The sequence below is a fragment of the Pseudoalteromonas xiamenensis genome (assembly GCF_017638925.1).
Lineage (GTDB): Bacteria > Pseudomonadota > Gammaproteobacteria > Enterobacterales > Alteromonadaceae > Pseudoalteromonas > Pseudoalteromonas xiamenensis.
The window spans coordinates 2,830,050-2,847,500 of record NZ_CP072133.1; the positions used below are offsets into that span (position 1 = coordinate 2,830,050).

The 17,451-nt window shown below is 43.0% G+C and carries 13 protein-coding genes and 5 pseudogenes (1 of these 18 cut by a window edge); 14 read left to right on the top strand and 4 right to left on the bottom strand.

The window, feature by feature from the left end:
- The first annotated feature begins 69 nt into the window (after positions 1-69).
- The 9 genes and pseudogenes from nrdR to J5O05_RS13615 all read left to right on the top strand — a co-directional run bounded on the left by nrdR (position 70) and on the right by J5O05_RS13615 (position 9,146).
- Entirely contained in the window at positions 70-522 is a 453-nt protein-coding gene (nrdR, locus tag J5O05_RS13575; protein ID WP_208842526.1) for a transcriptional regulator NrdR, read from the top strand.
- A gap of 34 nt (positions 523-556) precedes the next feature.
- Positions 557-1,640 (top strand): annotated as a pseudogene (ribD, locus tag J5O05_RS13580) (bifunctional diaminohydroxyphosphoribosylaminopyrimidine deaminase/5-amino-6-(5-phosphoribosylamino)uracil reductase RibD).
- A 2-nt stretch (positions 1,641-1,642) separates the two neighbouring features.
- Positions 1,643-2,299, top strand: coding sequence for a riboflavin synthase (locus J5O05_RS13585; protein ID WP_208842528.1), 657 nt, complete (start codon positions 1,643-1,645; stop codon positions 2,297-2,299).
- A gap of 37 nt (positions 2,300-2,336) precedes the next feature.
- Positions 2,337-3,462, top strand: a pseudogene (gene ribBA, locus J5O05_RS13590) (bifunctional 3,4-dihydroxy-2-butanone-4-phosphate synthase/GTP cyclohydrolase II).
- A 143-nt stretch (positions 3,463-3,605) separates the two neighbouring features.
- Positions 3,606-4,070 (top strand): 6,7-dimethyl-8-ribityllumazine synthase, encoded by a 465-nt coding sequence (gene ribH, locus J5O05_RS13595; protein WP_208842529.1) that lies wholly within the window; start codon positions 3,606-3,608, stop codon positions 4,068-4,070.
- A 19-nt stretch (positions 4,071-4,089) separates the two neighbouring features.
- Positions 4,090-4,521 carry a transcription antitermination factor NusB gene (nusB, locus tag J5O05_RS13600; RefSeq protein WP_208842531.1) on the top strand — a complete coding sequence of 144 codons (432 nt, stop codon included), beginning with the start codon at positions 4,090-4,092 and terminating at the stop codon, positions 4,519-4,521.
- Positions 4,522-4,556: 35 nt separating this feature from the next.
- A complete protein-coding gene (gene thiL / locus J5O05_RS13605; protein ID WP_208842533.1) occupies positions 4,557-5,525 on the top strand; it encodes a thiamine-phosphate kinase in 969 nt (322 codons plus the stop codon).
- Between the two features lie 11 nt (positions 5,526-5,536).
- Entirely contained in the window at positions 5,537-6,019 is a 483-nt protein-coding gene (locus J5O05_RS13610; RefSeq protein ID WP_208842535.1) for a phosphatidylglycerophosphatase A family protein, read from the top strand.
- A gap of 7 nt (positions 6,020-6,026) precedes the next feature.
- Complete coding sequence (locus J5O05_RS13615; protein ID WP_208842537.1) at positions 6,027-9,146, top strand: ligand-binding sensor domain-containing protein; 3,120 nt, start codon at positions 6,027-6,029, stop codon at positions 9,144-9,146.
- Positions 9,147-9,167: 21 nt separating this feature from the next.
- Here the strand turns inward: J5O05_RS13615 and J5O05_RS13620 are convergent, their stop codons facing one another.
- The 4 genes from J5O05_RS13620 to J5O05_RS13635 form a co-directional block, all read right to left on the bottom strand.
- Positions 9,168-9,479: an Mpo1-like protein gene (locus J5O05_RS13620; RefSeq protein ID WP_208842539.1), complete on the bottom strand. Its 312-nt coding sequence runs from the start codon at positions 9,477-9,479 to the stop codon at positions 9,168-9,170.
- A gap of 143 nt (positions 9,480-9,622) precedes the next feature.
- A complete protein-coding gene (dxs, locus tag J5O05_RS13625) occupies positions 9,623-11,479 on the bottom strand; it encodes a 1-deoxy-D-xylulose-5-phosphate synthase (RefSeq protein WP_208842541.1) in 1,857 nt (618 codons plus the stop codon).
- 99 nt (positions 11,480-11,578) lie between these two features.
- Positions 11,579-12,466 carry a (2E,6E)-farnesyl diphosphate synthase gene (gene ispA, locus J5O05_RS13630; protein WP_208842543.1) on the bottom strand — a complete coding sequence of 296 codons (888 nt, stop codon included), beginning with the start codon at positions 12,464-12,466 and terminating at the stop codon, positions 11,579-11,581.
- A gap of 3 nt (positions 12,467-12,469) precedes the next feature.
- Positions 12,470-12,709, bottom strand: coding sequence for an exodeoxyribonuclease VII small subunit (locus tag J5O05_RS13635; protein WP_208842544.1), 240 nt, complete (start codon positions 12,707-12,709; stop codon positions 12,470-12,472).
- Between the two features lie 275 nt (positions 12,710-12,984).
- Here J5O05_RS13635 and pomA point away from each other — a divergent pair.
- From pomA to J5O05_RS13660, 5 genes and pseudogenes are all read left to right on the top strand, one after another.
- Positions 12,985-13,753, top strand: a pseudogene (gene pomA / locus J5O05_RS13640) (flagellar motor protein PomA).
- Positions 13,754-13,757: 4 nt separating this feature from the next.
- Positions 13,758-14,692 (top strand): annotated as a pseudogene (locus tag J5O05_RS13645) (flagellar motor protein MotB).
- Between the two features lie 169 nt (positions 14,693-14,861).
- Complete coding sequence (locus J5O05_RS13650) at positions 14,862-15,356, top strand: hypothetical protein (RefSeq protein WP_208842546.1); 495 nt, start codon at positions 14,862-14,864, stop codon at positions 15,354-15,356.
- Between the two features lie 78 nt (positions 15,357-15,434).
- Positions 15,435-17,362: pseudogene (locus tag J5O05_RS13655) on the top strand (DNA topoisomerase III).
- Positions 17,363-17,427: 65 nt separating this feature from the next.
- On the top strand, positions 17,428-17,451 hold the beginning of the coding sequence (locus J5O05_RS13660) for a tetratricopeptide repeat protein (protein WP_208842548.1). It continues 828 nt past the right edge of the window; only the first 24 of its 852 coding nucleotides appear in the window; its start codon is at positions 17,428-17,430; its stop codon lies beyond the right edge, outside the window.

A 17,451-nucleotide genomic window follows, 5' to 3' on the forward strand; every position in this document is an offset into this window, starting at 1 on the left:
CTGAGTTGATTTTTGTTATGATAAAGGCCGCTGTTTAGCGGCCTTTTCTTTTTCAAGGAACTACTTCATATGCATTGTCCTTTTTGTACAGCTAAAGAAACTAAAGTGATTGATTCGCGTTTGGTTGGAGAAGGCTATCAAGTCAGGCGTCGACGTGAATGCATTGAATGCCACGAACGTTTTACAACGTTTGAAGGCGCAGAATTAGTAATGCCGAGAGTGATCAAGCAAGATGGTTCTAGAGAGCCATTTAATGAAGATAAACTCTTGAATGGCTTGCATAGAGCCTTGGAAAAAAGGCCTGTTAGTACGGAGCAAATTGAAGAAGTTATTCATAAAATCAAATCTGAACTGCGGGCAACTGGCGAGCGAGAAGTGTCTAGTCATTTTATCGGTGAACTGATAATGGAAGCACTCAAGCGTCTAGATAAAGTTGCGTATGTACGTTTTGCCTCAGTTTATCGTTCCTTCGAAGACATCAAAGAATTTGGTGAAGAAATTGCGAAGTTAGGAGAGCACTAACGTGTCGGCATTTTCTTCACAAGATGAGCAATACATGCGAAGAGCTATTGAGACTCGCCAAGCAAGGGCAATTTACTACGACACCGAACCCCAATGTTGGGTGTGTCATTGTGAACAATAATGAAGTTGTTGGCGAAGGTTTTCACATTCGTGCTGGTGAGCCACATGCGGAAGTGCACGCACTTCGTATGGCGAAAGAGAAAGCCGTTGGTGCTACAGCCTATGTGACATTGGAGCCTTGCAGTCATTATGGACGCACTCCACCGTGCGCGAAGGGCCTAATTGACGCAGGGATAAGCAAAGTTATTGCAGCCATGGTGGATACGAATCCACAAGTCGCAGGTAAAGGCTTAGCAATGCTTGAAGCCGCGGGCATTGAGACCGCGTACGGCTTACTGGAAAGTGATGCGCGAGCTTTAAATGAAGGCTTTTTTAAACGCATGGAACAGGGCTTACCATTTGTGAGTTGCAAACTCGCAGCCAGTCTCGATGGCAAAACAGCGTTAAGCAATGGTGAAAGTAAATGGATCACTTCAGCGGACGCGAGAGCAGACGTTCAACAGTTTCGTGCACAAAGCTGCGCCATTATTAGCGGTGCTGATACTGTCCTTGCAGACAACGCCAAATTAAATGTGCGAGAGCATTTTTATCCAGATTTACAATCAGAACCCAGACAACCCATTCGTGTGATCTTCGACTCAAATAATCGGCTTACACCTGAACTTGCCTTATTTTCCTGTGAGTCAGCGATAATTCTTGTGCGAACGACTCCTTCAGCTATTGAAAAAGTATCACCGTGGCCTCATTTTGTGGAAGAAATCGTCGTAGAAGCAAAAAATGGCAAGGTGGATTGCCTTGCGCTTTTGAACGTACTTGCCACACGAGGCGTCAATCGTGTCTGGTTGGAAGCAGGACAAACGTTGTCAGGTGTATTTCATGAAGAAGGCCTCATTGACGAGTACATTGTTTATCTTGCTCCAAAAATTTTAGGCGAAGGCAGTAAAGGTCTTTTTGCAACAAAACCACTTGCTCAATTATCTGACGCAATGGTGTTGGAGTTTACACACGTTCAATCAATCGGCGTTGATCTTCGAATTCACGCAAGACAAGCTAGGTAATTATGTTTACAGGTATCATCGAAGCAACAGGTCATTTAAGCGAGTTGAAATTGCAACAGGGCGACCTGTCTGTGCGAGTAAAAAGCAGCAACCTTGATATGGCAGACGTTCATCTGGGCGATAGTATTGCGACCAATGGTGTGTGTTTAACCGTGGTTGAAAAATTCTCTGATGGTTTTCGTGCTGATGTGTCGAATGAAACGCTATCACTTACGCGTTTTGGCGACTATAAAATTGGGCAAACGGTTAATTTAGAAAAAGCGTTACAACCTATTTCTCGGTTAGGTGGACATTTGGTTTCAGGGCATATTGATGGCGTTGCACAAATTGTAGCAGTAATACCGAATGCGAGAGCGACCGAGTATTGGTTAAAAGCACCGTCACACTTGATGAAATACATTCCTTACAAGGGGTCTGTCGCGATTGATGGGATTAGTTTGACGGTCAATGCCATTGAGGATGACCGCTTTAAGCTGACCATTGTTCCGCATACCGCCCAAGAGACAACCATTGCGGATTTTAAAGTAGGTACCAAAGTGAATCTTGAAGTCGACCAAATAGCACGCTATTTAGAGCGCTTGCTTGGAAAGGACGACACCGTTAAATCAGAATCGACTCTCACAACGAGTTTGCTTGCACAGGCTGGCTTTATTCGCTAGTTATAGAGTTGAGCAGACCTTAAAGCGTAGGTAAAACATGGCATTAAATAGCGTAAAAGAAATTATCGAAGACATTAAAGCCGGTAAAATGGTCATTTTAATGGATGATGAAGACCGTGAAAACGAAGGGGATTTGGTTATGGCGGCCGAGCATATTACCCCTGAAGCGATCAATTTCATGGCAACCTATGGCCGAGGATTGATTTGTTTAACGATGACTCAAGAGCGTTGCAAACAATTAAATCTACCTTTAATGGTCAAGTCAAACGGAGCGCAGTTTTCAACAAATTTCACCGTGTCAATTGAAGCGGCGAAAGGCGTAACAACAGGCATTTCAGCCGCAGATAGAGCCTCGTACAGTACAAGCTGCGGTTGCGAAAGGCGCAGTGCCTGAGGATATTGTTCAGCCTGGTCATATTTTCCCAATCATGGCGCAGCCAGGTGGCGTATTAACGCGTGCCGGTCACACAGAAGCAGGTTGTGATTTAGCGCGTTTGGCGGGTCTTGAGCCTTCTTCTGTTATCGTCGAAATTCTTAATCCAGATGGCACTATGGCTCGTCGCCCAGAACTTGAAGTGTTTGCAAAAGAACACGGCATTAAAATTGGGACCATAGCGGACTTAATTGAATACCGTAACTTAAATGAAACGACTATTGAGAAAGTGGCTGTCTGCAAATTGCCAACTGAATATGGTGAATTCGATTTAGTTACCTATAAAGACACCATTGATAACCAACTTCATTACGCACTCATTAAAGGTGAAGTATCTGCAGAGACTCCAACGTTAGTGCGTGTTCACTTGCAAAGTACGTTCAACGATATTTTGCAGTCAAGCCGAGGTGGGGAACGTAGTTGGGGCCTTACGTCTGCAATGCAACATATTGCACAAAATAATGGTGTACTGGTAATTTTGGCAAAGCAAGAGCGTACCTCTGACTTAGAAGCAATTGTGAAGAATTTTGCTAAGCAAGATGCTGGCGAACACGTGTCAGTGAACAAATTCCAAGGTACTTCACGCACGGTGGGTGTCGGTTCACAAATTCTGGCTGATTTGGGCATCCAAAAAATGCGTCTAATGAGTTTACCGAAGAAGTATCATGCGCTGTCAGGTTTCCACCTTGAAGTTGTGGAATACGTGGCACCAGAAGGTTACACCGAGTAAGTTTCCACTCACCTCATTTCGTTCAGGTTAGAATGAAAATTTAGAATCATCGCCTACGGTTTTACACAGTAGGCGAACTTAACTTTTATGTGCTATTATGCGCGTCTATTTGGCTATTGCTCAGATATAATTAGGAACAGCGAATGAAAATCATCGAAGGTAATAAATACGCACCGGGTAAAAAGTTTGCCATTGTAATCTCTCGTTTTAACGACTTTATTGGTCGTGCTTTGTTAGACGGAGCTGTTGATGAGCTTAAACGAGTAGGTGGTGTGAAGGACGAAGATATTACAGTCGTTTATGTGCCGGGTGCAGTTGAATTACCATTGGCAGCTAAGCGTCTTGCGATGAAAAAAGAACACGACGCAATTATCGCGTTAGGTGTAATCATTCGTGGTGGTACACCTCATTTTGATTTGGTTGCGAATGAATCAAACAAAGGTCTAGCGAGTGTTTCGCTTGATTATGATGTTCCAGTTGCATTTGGTGTGCTTACAACAGAAAGCATTGAGCAAGCAATTGAACGTGCGGGCACTAAAATGGGCAATAAGGGTGGCGAAGCTGCACTTAGTGCGCTAGAAATGGTAAACGTACTAGATCTTATTTAAGAATCTCAGAGGAATTTAAGTGAAACCAGCAGCGAGACGTAAAGCACGAGTTTTAGCACTACAAGCAGTGTACTCATGGCAGCTAAGTGGTAACCCGATTGCAGACATCGAACAGCAAATGTTGATCGAAAACGACGTATCAAAAATCGATGTTGAATACTTTAAAGATATTGCTCGTGGTGTTGTGGTAAATCAAAAGCAACTAGACGAAGCGGTATCTCCACATTTATCACGTCCGTTTGATGACTTAGACATGGTTGAGCGCGCTATCCTTCGTTTAAGTGCGTATGAGCTTAAGTTCCGTGAAGATGTCCCTTACAAAGTGGCTATTAACGAAGGTATTGAACTGGCAAAAATGTTCGGTGCTGAAGACAGTCATAAATTCGTTAATGGTGTGCTTGATAAAGCAGTAAAACTACTTCGTTCAAAAGAGTTTTCTGCCAAGCAATAATTCAGGAGAGCCGGCGTAGGCCGGCTTTTTTGTGTATGAAGGAATTTGAGTTAATTAATCGCTATTTCAAAGGCCGAGGTATCACGCGACGTGATGTGGACTTAGGCATTGGCGATGACTGCGCACTGGTTTCAGTTCCTGAAAACAGTCAATTGGCTATCACAACCGATACATTGGTGTGTGGCGTGCATTTCTTTGAAGACATTCCCCCAAGAGCACTTGGACATCGAGTTTTAGCTGTAAATCTCAGTGATTTAGCCGCAATGGGCGCGGAGCCGACGTGGGTGTCACTGGCGCTTACGCTACCCAGTGTTGATTTAGAATGGCTTGAAGCGTTCACTGAAGGGCTTCACGAAATTGCAGAATACTACAACGTTCAAGTCATTGGCGGAGATACAACGCAAGGTCCTCTGACCATAACGGTTTGTGCTAAAGGGATAATTCCGAAGGGAAAAGCTTTGACCCGCAGTGGCGCAAAAGTTGGTGATTGGATTTTTGTGACAGGCCCGCTTGGCGATGCTGGGCTTGCTATTGAAGCGCGAAAACAAGGGCTTAACATTACACCTGAAAATAAACAGGACGTCGAAAAACGTTTTTATTTCCCAACGCCTCGAGTTGCAGCAGGGCAAGTGCTTCGCGGACTTGCGACGTCAGCTATTGATGTTTCCGATGGTTTAGTGGCCGATCTTGGGCATATACTTCGAAAATCGAATGTAAATGCAACGGTTCAAGTGGAAAAAGTGCCGGTATCAGAAGCGATGAAGGCAACGTTAAGTGAACAAGAACGTTGGCCTTATGTTTTAAGTTACGGCGATGACTATGAGTTGTTATTTACAGTCTCTGATACCAACAAAAGTACACTGGCAAATAAGTTAAAGCAGTATGGCGTGGAAGCAAAATGTGTCGGGCAGATCTTAGCTGGAAATGGTCAATTAGAGTTGACTTTACGAGGGCAAAAGTTTGCTTTACCAGCGCGCGGATACGAGCATTTTAGTAACGAGTAGTTAGGAATAGAGTGAAGCAGTCTAAATATTCTTTAAGTCGTCCGCATCAGTTTTTGGCGTTGGGCTATGGTTTGGGTCTAGCACCAAAAGCGCCCGGCACGTTCGGTACTTTGGGGGCATTGCCCTTTATCTTCCTATCAAATGGATGGCCTATCTGGTTACAGATAGCAATTGCAGTTGTTTTCTGTTTGGTTGGCTTTTGGGTATGTGGAAAAACCGCTGACGATCTAGGCGTGCATGACCATCCCGCAATAGTTTGGGATGAAGTTGCCGGATTTTATATTACCATGATGTTTGCGCCCATTAATTGGCTTACATTATTGGTGGGTTTTCTCCTTTTTAGATTCTTTGATATAGCAAAGCCAGGCCCAATCCGAACCTTGGATAGAAAGTTGCAGGGCGGCTTTGGGATTATGGCAGATGATATTCTGGCTGGTATATTTTCATTGATTTGTTTACAAGCTTTGATCAAAACTGGTTACCTAACAATTTAAAGGAATTATGCTGGTGTCATTGCGAACACGACAAGTCGGGTTATATTGCAAGGTTATACTTTGCTTGCTTTCATTTGTTTTGTTTCCCGTCAAGGCGGCAATCAACGACTATGTTGTTAAGCAATGGAACATTCAAAATGGTCTACCATCACAGTCTTTAAGTAGTCTTGTACAAGACAATGACGGGTATATTTGGATTGGCACTCAGTTTGGTTTAAGTCGTTTTGATGGCAGCACGTTCACGAATTTCAACACGCAAAATGTTGATTTCTTACCAAGCAACGGCATCAATAAACTGCTCCTAGATAGTAATGGGTTTATTTGGATTGGTACGCGTAATGGCTTAGTGAGGCTAAATCCACGTTCATTCGAAACGGTGCCTTTTCGTATTAACGGACCAGTAAAAGACATTCTAGAAGATGAGCGAGGGCGCATATGGGTTGCGGCTAATGGCTTATTTATACTCACAGAACCTCAGATCAATCGCCAAGATCCCAATGCACTTTCAGATGTTCCAACACTCAATTCAATAAATCAAATCGTCGGCTCAGTAAGTAAAATTGCTTGGTCGCCAAAAGGCATCTGGCTTGTTAATGAGCGCCATTTGCTTCGTCTTAGTGATTCGACATCTGCGCCTTCCGATGCATTGCGTTTGGAACTAAGTGCTAAAGTGTCGCTTCCGGACCGATTGGCGCAAACGATTATTCATGATCTCAGCTGGATTGAAGGAAACCTGCTACTTGCCTCAGAGTTAGGGGCTTATTTTCTTGATATCGACGATGAGCTAAGACCGTATCAATTTCCAGTCGGTGGTAATGCTGCTGTTTATAAGTTTGTCAGTGACCCTGATGGCGGTCTTTGGATCTCTACGTATGGTCGTCTACTCTATCGTGACAGCGATAGGCAATGGCAGTGGGTTGAACCTGTTCAACTCGATCAAAGCATCTGGTTTTCAGATATATTCAGAGATCATGATGGCAATGTTTGGTTTGCGAGTTTCAGTGAAGGGCTTTGGCTTGCGCATGCCGGAAAAGTTGAGCGTCACGCGTCGGTAGCTGCTGAAGCTCAAGCCGTGATGGCGATTACTCAAGGCCCCGATGGACGGCTGTGGATAGCAGGCAGCAATGGGCTTGGGTATTTAGATAAAGATGAGAATTACGTTGAGGAAATTCCACAAGAGGTACTAAAACGTTCTTCAATCCACGATTTAGAGTTTGTTGGTGATAGATTGTATCTAGGCACCGATAGGGGCGTCATGTTGTATGAAAATAAACAACTTTCAACACTTGGCTATCGTGAACTGAGACAAAATCCCGTTTTTTCGATAAGCCCATCCAATAAAGGCGGGTTGTGGCTAGGCACAGGGCGAGGGTTATATCGACTCGACTACTCAGGGATCACACCGTTTACTTACAACGCATTTCTTGGCAGCAAATTCATTACCTATGTGATTGACTATCCTCGCTATGGATTTATCGGTACAAATAAAGGGGCGTATCGTTATAACGATAGAGGTATCGAAAAAATCGGTGGCCAAACAACGTTAGACAACGCATATGTGACCAGTGTATTGCATATTGATGGTGTAGCGACATTGGTCGGGTCATTAAATGACGGTTTATTTTATAAAAGTGAAAATGGCGAGTGGACTCAGCTAGACGCGTCCCAAGGTTTGCCATACGGTTCAATTTTTTCATTACACTACGATAAGTCCATCAATCGTATTTGGGTTAGTACGATGAAAGGTCTGTACCGTATGCCATTAGATCAATTTACAGGTCCAATTGTTAACTTGCAGATTGAGCAAGTGATTAGTTCATTCGACAAGCAATTGGATGGACGTCCGAGCCAATGTTGCTCTGGTATAGGTCATGATTCAGTCGTAGAAACGCAAACCGCCTTTTGGTATCCAAGTTTGCAAGGTGTTGTAGAAATCCCTAAAAACGTGAAGTTGTTTGGCAAAGACAATCTTAATGTACAGATGGAGAGTATTGAAACGCCTGACAGAACGTTATTTAGTGATGTGTTGAGGGAATCTATCACACTCAAGACCAGTGAACGAGATATAACGCTGCGCTATACCGCAATTGATTATTACGCACCAAATAGCGTTGAATTCCGTTATCGCTTATCTGGATTGGATACCGATTGGCGCAAGGTTCAAAGCAGACGAGAAGCAATTTACACCAACCTGTCGCCAGGGGAGTATCTCTTTACTTTAGAAGTGAAGCGTCAAGGACAAGATTGGCGTAATGCGGTACAAAGAACATTGTTGATTAAAGTTCCACGTCGTTTTGATGAAACAGTGTATTTTCGACTACTCATCACGAGCGGATTCATTTTCTTATTTTATTTGGTGTTCTGGGTTTTCAGAACGCAGGAACGAAGGAAACAGCAGGCTTTGGAGAACTTAGTGGCTGAACGTACGACAGAGCTTAGGAAAGCGAATGAAAAATTGAATCAAGTAAATACGCAGCTGAAACTCGTGAGTCACACAGATGAACTTACGGGGCTTCGCAGCCGCCGCTTCTTGTTTGATCAATTACCAAAAGATGTAGAACATTATCAACGTAACGCGCACTCTCTGCAGCAGCAAGACAAGTCTCTGGTATTGATGATCTTAAATATCGATAAGTTCAGTAAAATCAATGATGCGTTTGGGACGATTGGCGGTGACAGTTGCTTACAACAATTGGCTACGTTACTGAATACGCGAACTCAGGGTTCAGACTATGTCGCGCGTTGGAGTGGCGATGAGTTTTTACTTTTACTTCGAGATTTCAAACGGCCAGCTATCCAACAATATGTTAGTGAGTTATGTAAAGCGATTGCTGACCACGAATTTAGTTTGCCAAATGGGCAACAAATTAAACTGACTGTCTCACTCGGTTGGTCGTTCTATCCGTTGCCATTGTTAGGTGGTCAGGTTATTGGCTGGGAATCTTCTGTGAACTTGGCTGATATTGCGCTACACCAAGTAAAACGTCGAGGAGGAGACGGTGCGGCCACGATCATCTTTGATAATCAATTGGATGCCTTTGAGTTCGAGCAATCGATCAATATTGATGAGCAGCTTCAATCGTTGCAAAGCAATGGACTTGCCGAGGTTCAAGTTTGGATGCGTTAGAATTGACGCATCTTTACTTCTTTAAACTCGTTTAATCAGGCTTTTTATCCACGCGCCATACATCACCCAGTCGCCCCAAAATGAATATAAAGGATGTTTAAAGGTGGCGGGTTTGTTGTTTTCAAAAAAGAAATGTCCTATCCAAGCGAATCCGTAACCTGCTATAGGGGTGTATGCCAATAAGTAATAATTATTGAATATCAATGCGCATATCACTAAGAGAAGCACACAGGAACTCCCAATATAATGGAGTTTTCTGCAGGTTGGGTTGCTGTGTTCTGCAAGGTAATAAGGATAAAAGCTGGAAAACGATTCGAACTGTTTCTTTTGCATTGTAATTATTGCCACACCGAATGAATATTCTTTACCCTATGGCAATAATGTTACTGAAGCAAGCCAATAATTAAGCGTTGATTTAGCTAAGTGGGATGGATATACAGATGTAGAAAATAAAAAAGAGCTCCGAAGGCTCCTTTTTAAAGCGATTTGATTTGGGCTAGAATTCCATCTGAATCAAGACCAAGCTCCGCGTACATTTCTTCTTGCGTTCCGTGTTTGATAAACTCATCTGGGATACCAATGTGTTTCACTGGTTTCGTATAGCCTTTCAACGCGAAATATTCACTGACTGCACTGCCAGCACCACCGGTAATAGCGTTATCTTCTAATGTGATAAAGCGGTCATGACTCAAAACTAATTCGTCGAGTAACTCCGTATCGAGAGGCTTAACAAAACGCATGTCTACTAATGTCGCATCCAGTTCATCGGCAACAGGTTTTGCATAGCCTAGAAGTGTACCAAAGTTTAATATCGCAACGTTTTTACCTGAACGAATAACGTTGGCTTTGCCAATTGGCAACTTCGTCATAGATTGCTGGATTTCCGCTGTACCCGCACTACCGCGTGGGTATCGAACCGCCGCAGGTTTGCCACAGTGGTAACCTGTGTAAAGCATTTGCCTGCATTCATTTGTATCGCTAGGCGCCATAATCACCATATTTGGAATGCAGCGCATGAAACTCAAGTCGTAAGCACCTTGGTGCGTTTCACCATCTGCTCCGACGATTCCGGCGCGGTCAATTGCAAACAATACAGGTAGATTTTGTAATGCAACATCATGGATCAGTTGGTCGTAAGCGCGTTGTAAGAAACTCGAGTAAATTGCAACAACAGGCTTTAAGCCTTCACAGGCAAAACCAGCACCCAATGTAACGGCATGTTGCTCAGCAATCGCAACATCAAAATATTGTGACGGATGCTCTTTTGAGAAACGAACCATTCCTGAACCTTCACGCATTGCAGGTGTGATGGCCATTAAACGTTTGTCTTCAGTGGCCATGTCACAAAGCCAATCACCGAAAACTTTAGAAAAGGTTGGAGCGCCAGGTTTTGATTTAGGCAAGCTTTCTAACGTCGGGTCAAATTTAGGAACGCCGTGGTAACCGATAGGATCGGCTTCTGCTGGTTTATAGCCTTTACCTTTTTGCGTTTTAATATGCAGTAACTGAGGACCTTTTAAATTACGCATGTTACGCAATGTATCAACCAGCATATTGATATCGTGACCGTCGATTGGTCCAATGTAATTAAAGCCTAGTTCTTCAAAAAAAGTACCAGGGATCACCATACCTTTAATGTGTTCTTCCATGCGGCTTGCCAATTCTTTAACTGGCGGCATGCTAGAAAGGAGTTTTTTGCTGCCTTCGCGAATATTGGTGTAAAAACTACCGGATAGAATTCGGGCAAAATGGTTGTTCAGTGCACCTACGTTTTCAGAGATAGACATTTCATTGTCGTTCAGAATGATAAGCATGTCTGATTTAACGTCACCAGCATGGTTCATTGCTTCAAATGCCATTCCTGCGGTCATTGCACCATCACCGATCACCGCGACAACTTTTCTGCCTTTGTCTTCTTTTTTTGCAGCGATAGACATCGCAAGTGCGGCAGAAATAGATGTGCTTGAGTGACCGACACTAAACGTGTCGTATGCGCTTTCTTCACGATAAGGAAAAGGGTGTAATCCATCTTTTTGGCGAATTGAGTGCATTTGTTCGCGTCGACCAGTCAAGATTTTGTGTGGATAGGCTTGATGACCTACGTCCCAAACCAAACGGTCTTCAGGTGTGTTGTACACGTAATGAAGGGCAACAGTCAGTTCTACCGTGCCAAGTCCAGATGCTAAATGACCACTACTTTGCGAAACTGAGTTAAGAAGGTAATCCCTCAACTCGTTGCTGAGCGCCTGTAATTTATCTTGTGGCAACGAACGTAGTTGATGTGGTTCATCCACTAAAGTTAATAATGGGTACTTGCTACTATCAAGTTTCATGGTATCGATATGTGTCCTTCGCTAAACGCACAGAGTGGTTTGTCCACTCGTAGTTTGCTTTATTTACGTAATATTGTCATCAATTCGTCAACAATCCAATCAGTGATCACGCTCAATGATAAAGCGAGCGAGTTGTTTCAACGTTTCACTGTTTCTGGACATCTCATCAAGCGCATAAAGGCTCTCATTAACTAATTGGTTGGCAAACTGTTTTGCCCCATCGAGACCCAAATGAGCAGGGTAAGTCGACTTATTTAATTCTTGATCCGAACCCTGAGGTTTACCGAGAGTAAAGGTATCGCCAATGATGTCCAAAATATCATCTTGCACCTGAAATGCGAGGCCAATTTTTTGACCAAAATCTCGTAAATGTTTGAGATCTTGTTCGGGGACATCTCGCCCACATAAAGCACCGAGTTCAATCGACGCTTGAAGCAATGCGCCTGTTTTAAGCGTATGAATAGACTCAAGTTGAGCGAGCGATATGGGAGTATTCGTTGCGGCAATATCCATCGCTTGACCGCCGGCCATACCAAGCATCCCGGTTGCTTTTGTCAGTACCTTGAACATTGCTAGAACATTCTCAGCGGGTACATCAAACGGATGATTACTGATTAATTCAAATGCGAGTGTTTGTAGTGCATCGCCAGCTAAAATGGCAGTAGCTTCGTCAAAGGCGATATGACACGTAGGTCTTCCGCGACGAAGCGCATCGTCATCCATTGCAGGTAAGTCGTCGTGAATCAAGGAATAAGTATGAATGCATTCAATCGCGGCGGCCAGTACATCAAGGTCATTGAGATTCGCATTGTACATTTCTCCCGTCGTATAAACCAAAAAAGGCCGTAAACGTTTACCACCAATGGTCAGACTGTAATGCATTGCATCAGATAAACGTTTATCTGTGGCTAAAGATTGACTGAAGTAATGTGCAATGAATTCTTCGACACGGTCTCGTGCCGAAGTTATATGTTGTTCTAAGGTCACTATTTATTCTGCTTCTTGAAAAGGCGTGACATCGGCATTCGGGTCGTTACTCATTAAGATAGCAACCTTTTGCTCCGCTTGTTTTAGTTTACTGGCTGATGCATTCGCAAGACCAATTCCACGTTCAAATTGTTTTAAGGCGTGGTCTAAAGACATGTCGCCTTGTTCCATTTCAGTTACAATCGTCGCGAGTTCATCCATCGCTTGCTCAAAACTGAGATTTTCTGGTTTTTTTACAGCCATAACGGGTTCTTACTTTCAGCGCGAAACAAAAGCATAATTTTAGGGAGAATCGCTTCTTAGGTCAAAATAAGTTGCATGAAATCCCCGTAAAATAAATAAAGATGTATGAGTGTGAAATGGCTTTGTTTATTGAAGAGCCTCGCAATTTAGGGTCTTTTTAATATAATTGATTTAAGTAATTCAGTTAGTTGCCGATAGAATCTTAAAATCTAGCAATTACACCCATAAGTAATTAGAACTGCTAATAATAATTTCATGGTTTTCTCGGAGGGGATGTGGATTTAGCAACCGTAATAGGCCTTGTTGGTGCCATCGGCTTAATCGTCATGGCAATGTTTATGAGTAGTGATGGTGCTATGGGCATGTTCGCCGACGGCCCCTCAACGGTTATCGTATTTGGTGGTTCGATATTCATCGTACTTTCTAACTTTACCATGGCACAGTTTTTCGGTATCGGTAAGGTTGCGGGTAAGGCGTTCATGTTTAAAATTGAATCGCCAGAAGAATTAATTGAAAAAGCGGTTGAGACTCGCTGATTCTGCGCGTAAGGGCGGGTTTTTGGCATTGGAAGAAGCAGAAATTCCAAATAAGTTTATGCGTAAAGGCGTGGACATGTTGGTGGATGGACATGATGCAGACGTTGTTCGCGCAACCTTACAAAAAGACATTGCCTTGACGGCAGAACGACATGAAGCTGGAGCGATGTTGTTCAAATCACTTGGTGATATCGCGCCTGCGATGGGCATGATAGGTACGCTAATCGGTCTAGTTGCGATGCTTTCTAACATGGATGACCCTAAAGCTATCGGACCTGCGATGGCAGTAGCGCTATTAACGACACTATATGGTGCTTTCCTTGCGAACGTAGTTGCTATTCCAATTCAAACAAAACTAGCTCTTCGTAAAGGCGAAGAGGAAATGAATCAGCGTTTGATTCTTGATGCTGTTTTGGGGATCCAAGACGGACAAAATCCAAAAGTCATCGAAGGTATTTTGAAAAACTATTTACCTGAATCTAAGCGAATGACAGAAGCAGAAGGGTAAGCTTATGTCTGACGAGAAACCCTGTAAATGTCCGCCTCCCGGGTTACCCGCGTGGATGGGGACGTTTGCCGATCTAATGTCCTTGTTAATGTGTTTCTTCGTTTTGTTATTGGCATTCTCTGAAATGGACGTGCTGAAGTTCAAGCAAATAGCAGGTTCTATGAAATTTGCTTTTGGTGTCCAAAACAAAATTGAAGTAAAAGACATTCCAAAAGGTACATCCGTTATTGCGATGGAATTTACGCCTGGTAAACCAGATCCCACGCCGATTGAAACGATTCAACAGCAGACGGTTGAAATGACACAACAGATGTTGGAATTCCAAGCAGGTGAAGAAACCTCTGCTGGTGGCCGTCAAGAGCAACGTGGTAATAAGCGTGGTGGCGAATCACAAAGTACGGCACAACAAAATGCATCGACACAAGCTGTATCTGCCGCTGAGCAGGAACAGATCAATGAGTTGGTAAAAAAAATAGCTCAACAGCTTGAAGAGCAAATAATGGATGGGGCTATTGAGACTCGAATCCCTTGGCCAACAGATCATTATTCGTATTCAAGAAAATGGTTCGTTCCCATCTGGAAGTGCGTTCTTACAACCTAAGTTTAAGCCTATCATTCAGGAAATAGCCGACTTGCTTAAAGATGTGCCTGGTGAAGTCACGGTGTCTGGTCACACAGATGATTATCAAGTCACAAACGAGCCTCTACACCAATAATTGGGATCTGTCGGCCAAACGAGCTGTAGCGGTTGCGAGTGAAATGCAAAAGGTGTCTGGTTTTGACAAAAACCGTATGGTGGTGGTTGGTCATGCAGATACAAGACCTTTGGTGCCTAACGTGACAGACATTGACAGAAAGCGGAACCGCCGAGTTGAGATTTCAATATTACAAGGCAAGCCAACGGAATCAGATCCAATTAAAGTTGGACAAGAACCCTAAGCGATTACTTGATTTGCATCCAGCTTTGAACTAGCTTAGATAGTAGTATTCTGGAGAAGGAGGTGACTCATGTTATTGAATAAGTATTCTTACATGCCAGGCAATGGAAACGGAGACGACAACGATCCTGATCCTCCAAAATAAACGATGGAAGTGAAGGTGTAATAAAATGCCTGAGTGGTACATGCAAATACTCAAAATGACAAACAACAGTTGGTTGCTATTTCTCGCCCCAGCTGTTGTTTTTTATGTTCTAAGAAAAGATCGCCCAGCATTTCTATTTGCCCTTATCACTGCGACTTTTTTTGTTTTTGGTGCGGTGTTGCATGATTCAATAAAAGAGTTTGATAGGGGCATTTACGTTTATCGTTATCTTTTTTGGGCTGCCATGGATATTGGCTGGATGGGTACCATTGCGTATCTCGCGCTGAAAGATAAAGTCTACATGTGGCAAAGTATTATCGGACAGCTTGTTGTTGTTGTTGCTCCAGTACTTCAATTGTTTCGATTGTTAGATAGACATCTATGGGATTTGCATTTTAGTAACTATCTCTACACAACCTTACTTCCGCTCGTTAACGTCGCGACGCTAGTTGTGTGTTACCTGCCTATATTATTCTTATTCAAACGTTCAAAAACGACAGGCCCAGTCGTCAGAGTATAAACTCATTGAGTTAAAATCCTCGCTTCTTGGTCGAAAGTGGTCAATAATTTAACTGTTTATATATACAGTTAGTGAAGCATGAAACTCTACATCGCCGAAAAACCATCGCTTGCCAAAGCCATCATTTCTGTTTTGCCTAAACCTCATAAAAAGGAGGATGGCTACTTCATATCTGGAAGTGGTGAAAGAGTAACTTGGTGTATCGGTCACTTGCTCGAATTAGCTGAGCCTCATGTTTATGACTCTCAATTCGAAAAATGGCATCTATCCCATCTACCTATTATTCCCAGCGAATGGCGAAGTTCACCTAAAAGTAAAACTAAGAAACAACTAGGTATTGTGACTAAGCTAATCAAGGCTGCATCCACGCTCGTTCATGCAGGTGATCCCGACAGGGAAGGGCAATTACTGGTTGATGAAGTCATCAATTATGCAAACGTTTCAGCGACCAAAAAATCCTCAGTACAGAGAGTACTTATCAGTGATTTAAATGCACCAGCAGTAAAAGCCGCGCTGTCACAGCCCAAGAGTAATCTCGATTATGCGGCATTAAGTATTTCAGCGCTTGCGAGAAGTCGAGCTGATTGGTTGTATGGTATTAATCTAACTCGTTTATACACCTTACTGGGGCGCACGAAGGGAGCTTCTCAAGTTCTATCTGTTGGTCGTGTGCAAACGCCTGTACTTGGGTTAATTGTTCGGCGGGATGAAGAAATTGAAAGATTCTGTTCAAAGCCATTTTATGAAGTCTTTGCATGCTTAACAACAGATACCAATGAAGGGTTTAAAGCGAAATGGCAGCCTAGTGAAGCCTGTTTACCTTACATGGACGAAGAAAAACGAGTCGTCGTGAAAGCACTCGCGGAAAATGTGGTAAGTCGCATTACCGACCAAATCGGCATTGTACAAAAACTCAGTAAAAAAGAAAAAAGGCAAAGCCCTCCGCTACCTTACAACCTATCGGCGTTGCAAATTGATGCAAACAAAATGTTCGGATTGTCAGCAAAGCAAGTTTTAGACACCTGTCAAAGTCTGTATGAAAAGCATAAATTGATTACTTACCCGAGATCAGACAATCGCTATTTACCAGAGGGACATTTTGAACAGCGTTTCGGTGTGGTCGACGCGATTAAAAATAATGTAGATAAACTCAGTAATGATTCAAGTTTTGCCGACCTTTCTGTACGTAGTGCTTGTTGGAATGATAAGAAGGTGGAAGCGCATCATGCGATTATTCCAACGGAAAAGAAAACCGCGGTGGCGTTATCCAGTTTTGAAAACAATGTTTACTATCTTATTTGTAGACAATACTTAGCGCAGTTTTTTAGACCTTACCTTTTCGACGAAACGGTGGTGCATGTCGAAATTGCTGGTGGCATTTTTATTGCGAAAGACAAAATGGAGAAAGAGCTTGGTTTTAAGCGACTTTACGCTAAGTCCGAATTGACTAGTACAACCTTACCGAATCTGGTTGAAGGGCAAGCTCTCCATTGTCATGGTGCGGAACTCTTGGAAAAAATGACGAAGTTCCACCTGAACATTATACGGATGCTTCTTTATTAAGTGCCATGACTGGCGTCGCAAAGTTTGTTACTAATAGCCATATTAAAGCCATCCTTAAAGAAACTGATGGTTTAGGTACAGAGGCAACAAGAGCAGGTATTATCGATTTATTAGTTCAGCGGCATTTTGTTGTCCGTAAGGGAAAGCAGTTGCATTCTACTTTGCTCGGCAGAGCGTTAGTTCACTCGATACCTGATGATTTATCTCTACCAGATAGAACGGCTTTGTGGGAATCAAATTTAAGTCGTATGGCTAAAAGAGAAATCTCTTATCAGCAATTTATTGAGGAGTTGTCCGATGAGCTTTACCGGCTTGTGAATTCGAGCCACTCAAGTACCATGCAGTCATTTAGTGGACTGGCTGAATCTTCCTACAAACGTCAAGGCCAACGTAGAAGTAGAAATCGAGGGTTTAAACGTTCAAAGCAATCTAAAGTTTCGTAGAATTTACTTGGGTTTTTAAACCGCAGTCTTCATATATAGAGCATAAACAATTAAGTAGCATAGACATGACGAATCGCATTTCTTTAACA

Bases quoted from the DNA above. Each gene is read 5' to 3' on its own strand.
- J5O05_RS13615 (WP_208842537.1), top strand. From the start codon at position 6,027: ATGCTGGTGTCATTGCGAACACGACAAGTCGGGTTATATTGCAAGGTT.
- J5O05_RS13620 (WP_208842539.1), bottom strand. From the start codon at position 9,479: ATGCAAAAGAAACAGTTCGAATCGTTTTCCAGCTTTTATCCTTATTAC.
- ribH (WP_208842529.1), top strand. From the start codon at position 3,606: ATGAAAATCATCGAAGGTAATAAATACGCACCGGGTAAAAAGTTTGCC.
- J5O05_RS13650 (WP_208842546.1), top strand. From the start codon at position 14,862: ATGCCTGAGTGGTACATGCAAATACTCAAAATGACAAACAACAGTTGG.
- dxs (WP_208842541.1), bottom strand. From the start codon at position 11,479: ATGAAACTTGATAGTAGCAAGTACCCATTATTAACTTTAGTGGATGAA.
- J5O05_RS13585 (WP_208842528.1), top strand. From the start codon at position 1,643: ATGTTTACAGGTATCATCGAAGCAACAGGTCATTTAAGCGAGTTGAAA.
- thiL (WP_208842533.1), top strand. From the start codon at position 4,557: ATGAAGGAATTTGAGTTAATTAATCGCTATTTCAAAGGCCGAGGTATC.
- J5O05_RS13635 (WP_208842544.1), bottom strand. From the start codon at position 12,709: ATGGCTGTAAAAAAACCAGAAAATCTCAGTTTTGAGCAAGCGATGGAT.
- nrdR (WP_208842526.1), top strand. From the start codon at position 70: ATGCATTGTCCTTTTTGTACAGCTAAAGAAACTAAAGTGATTGATTCG.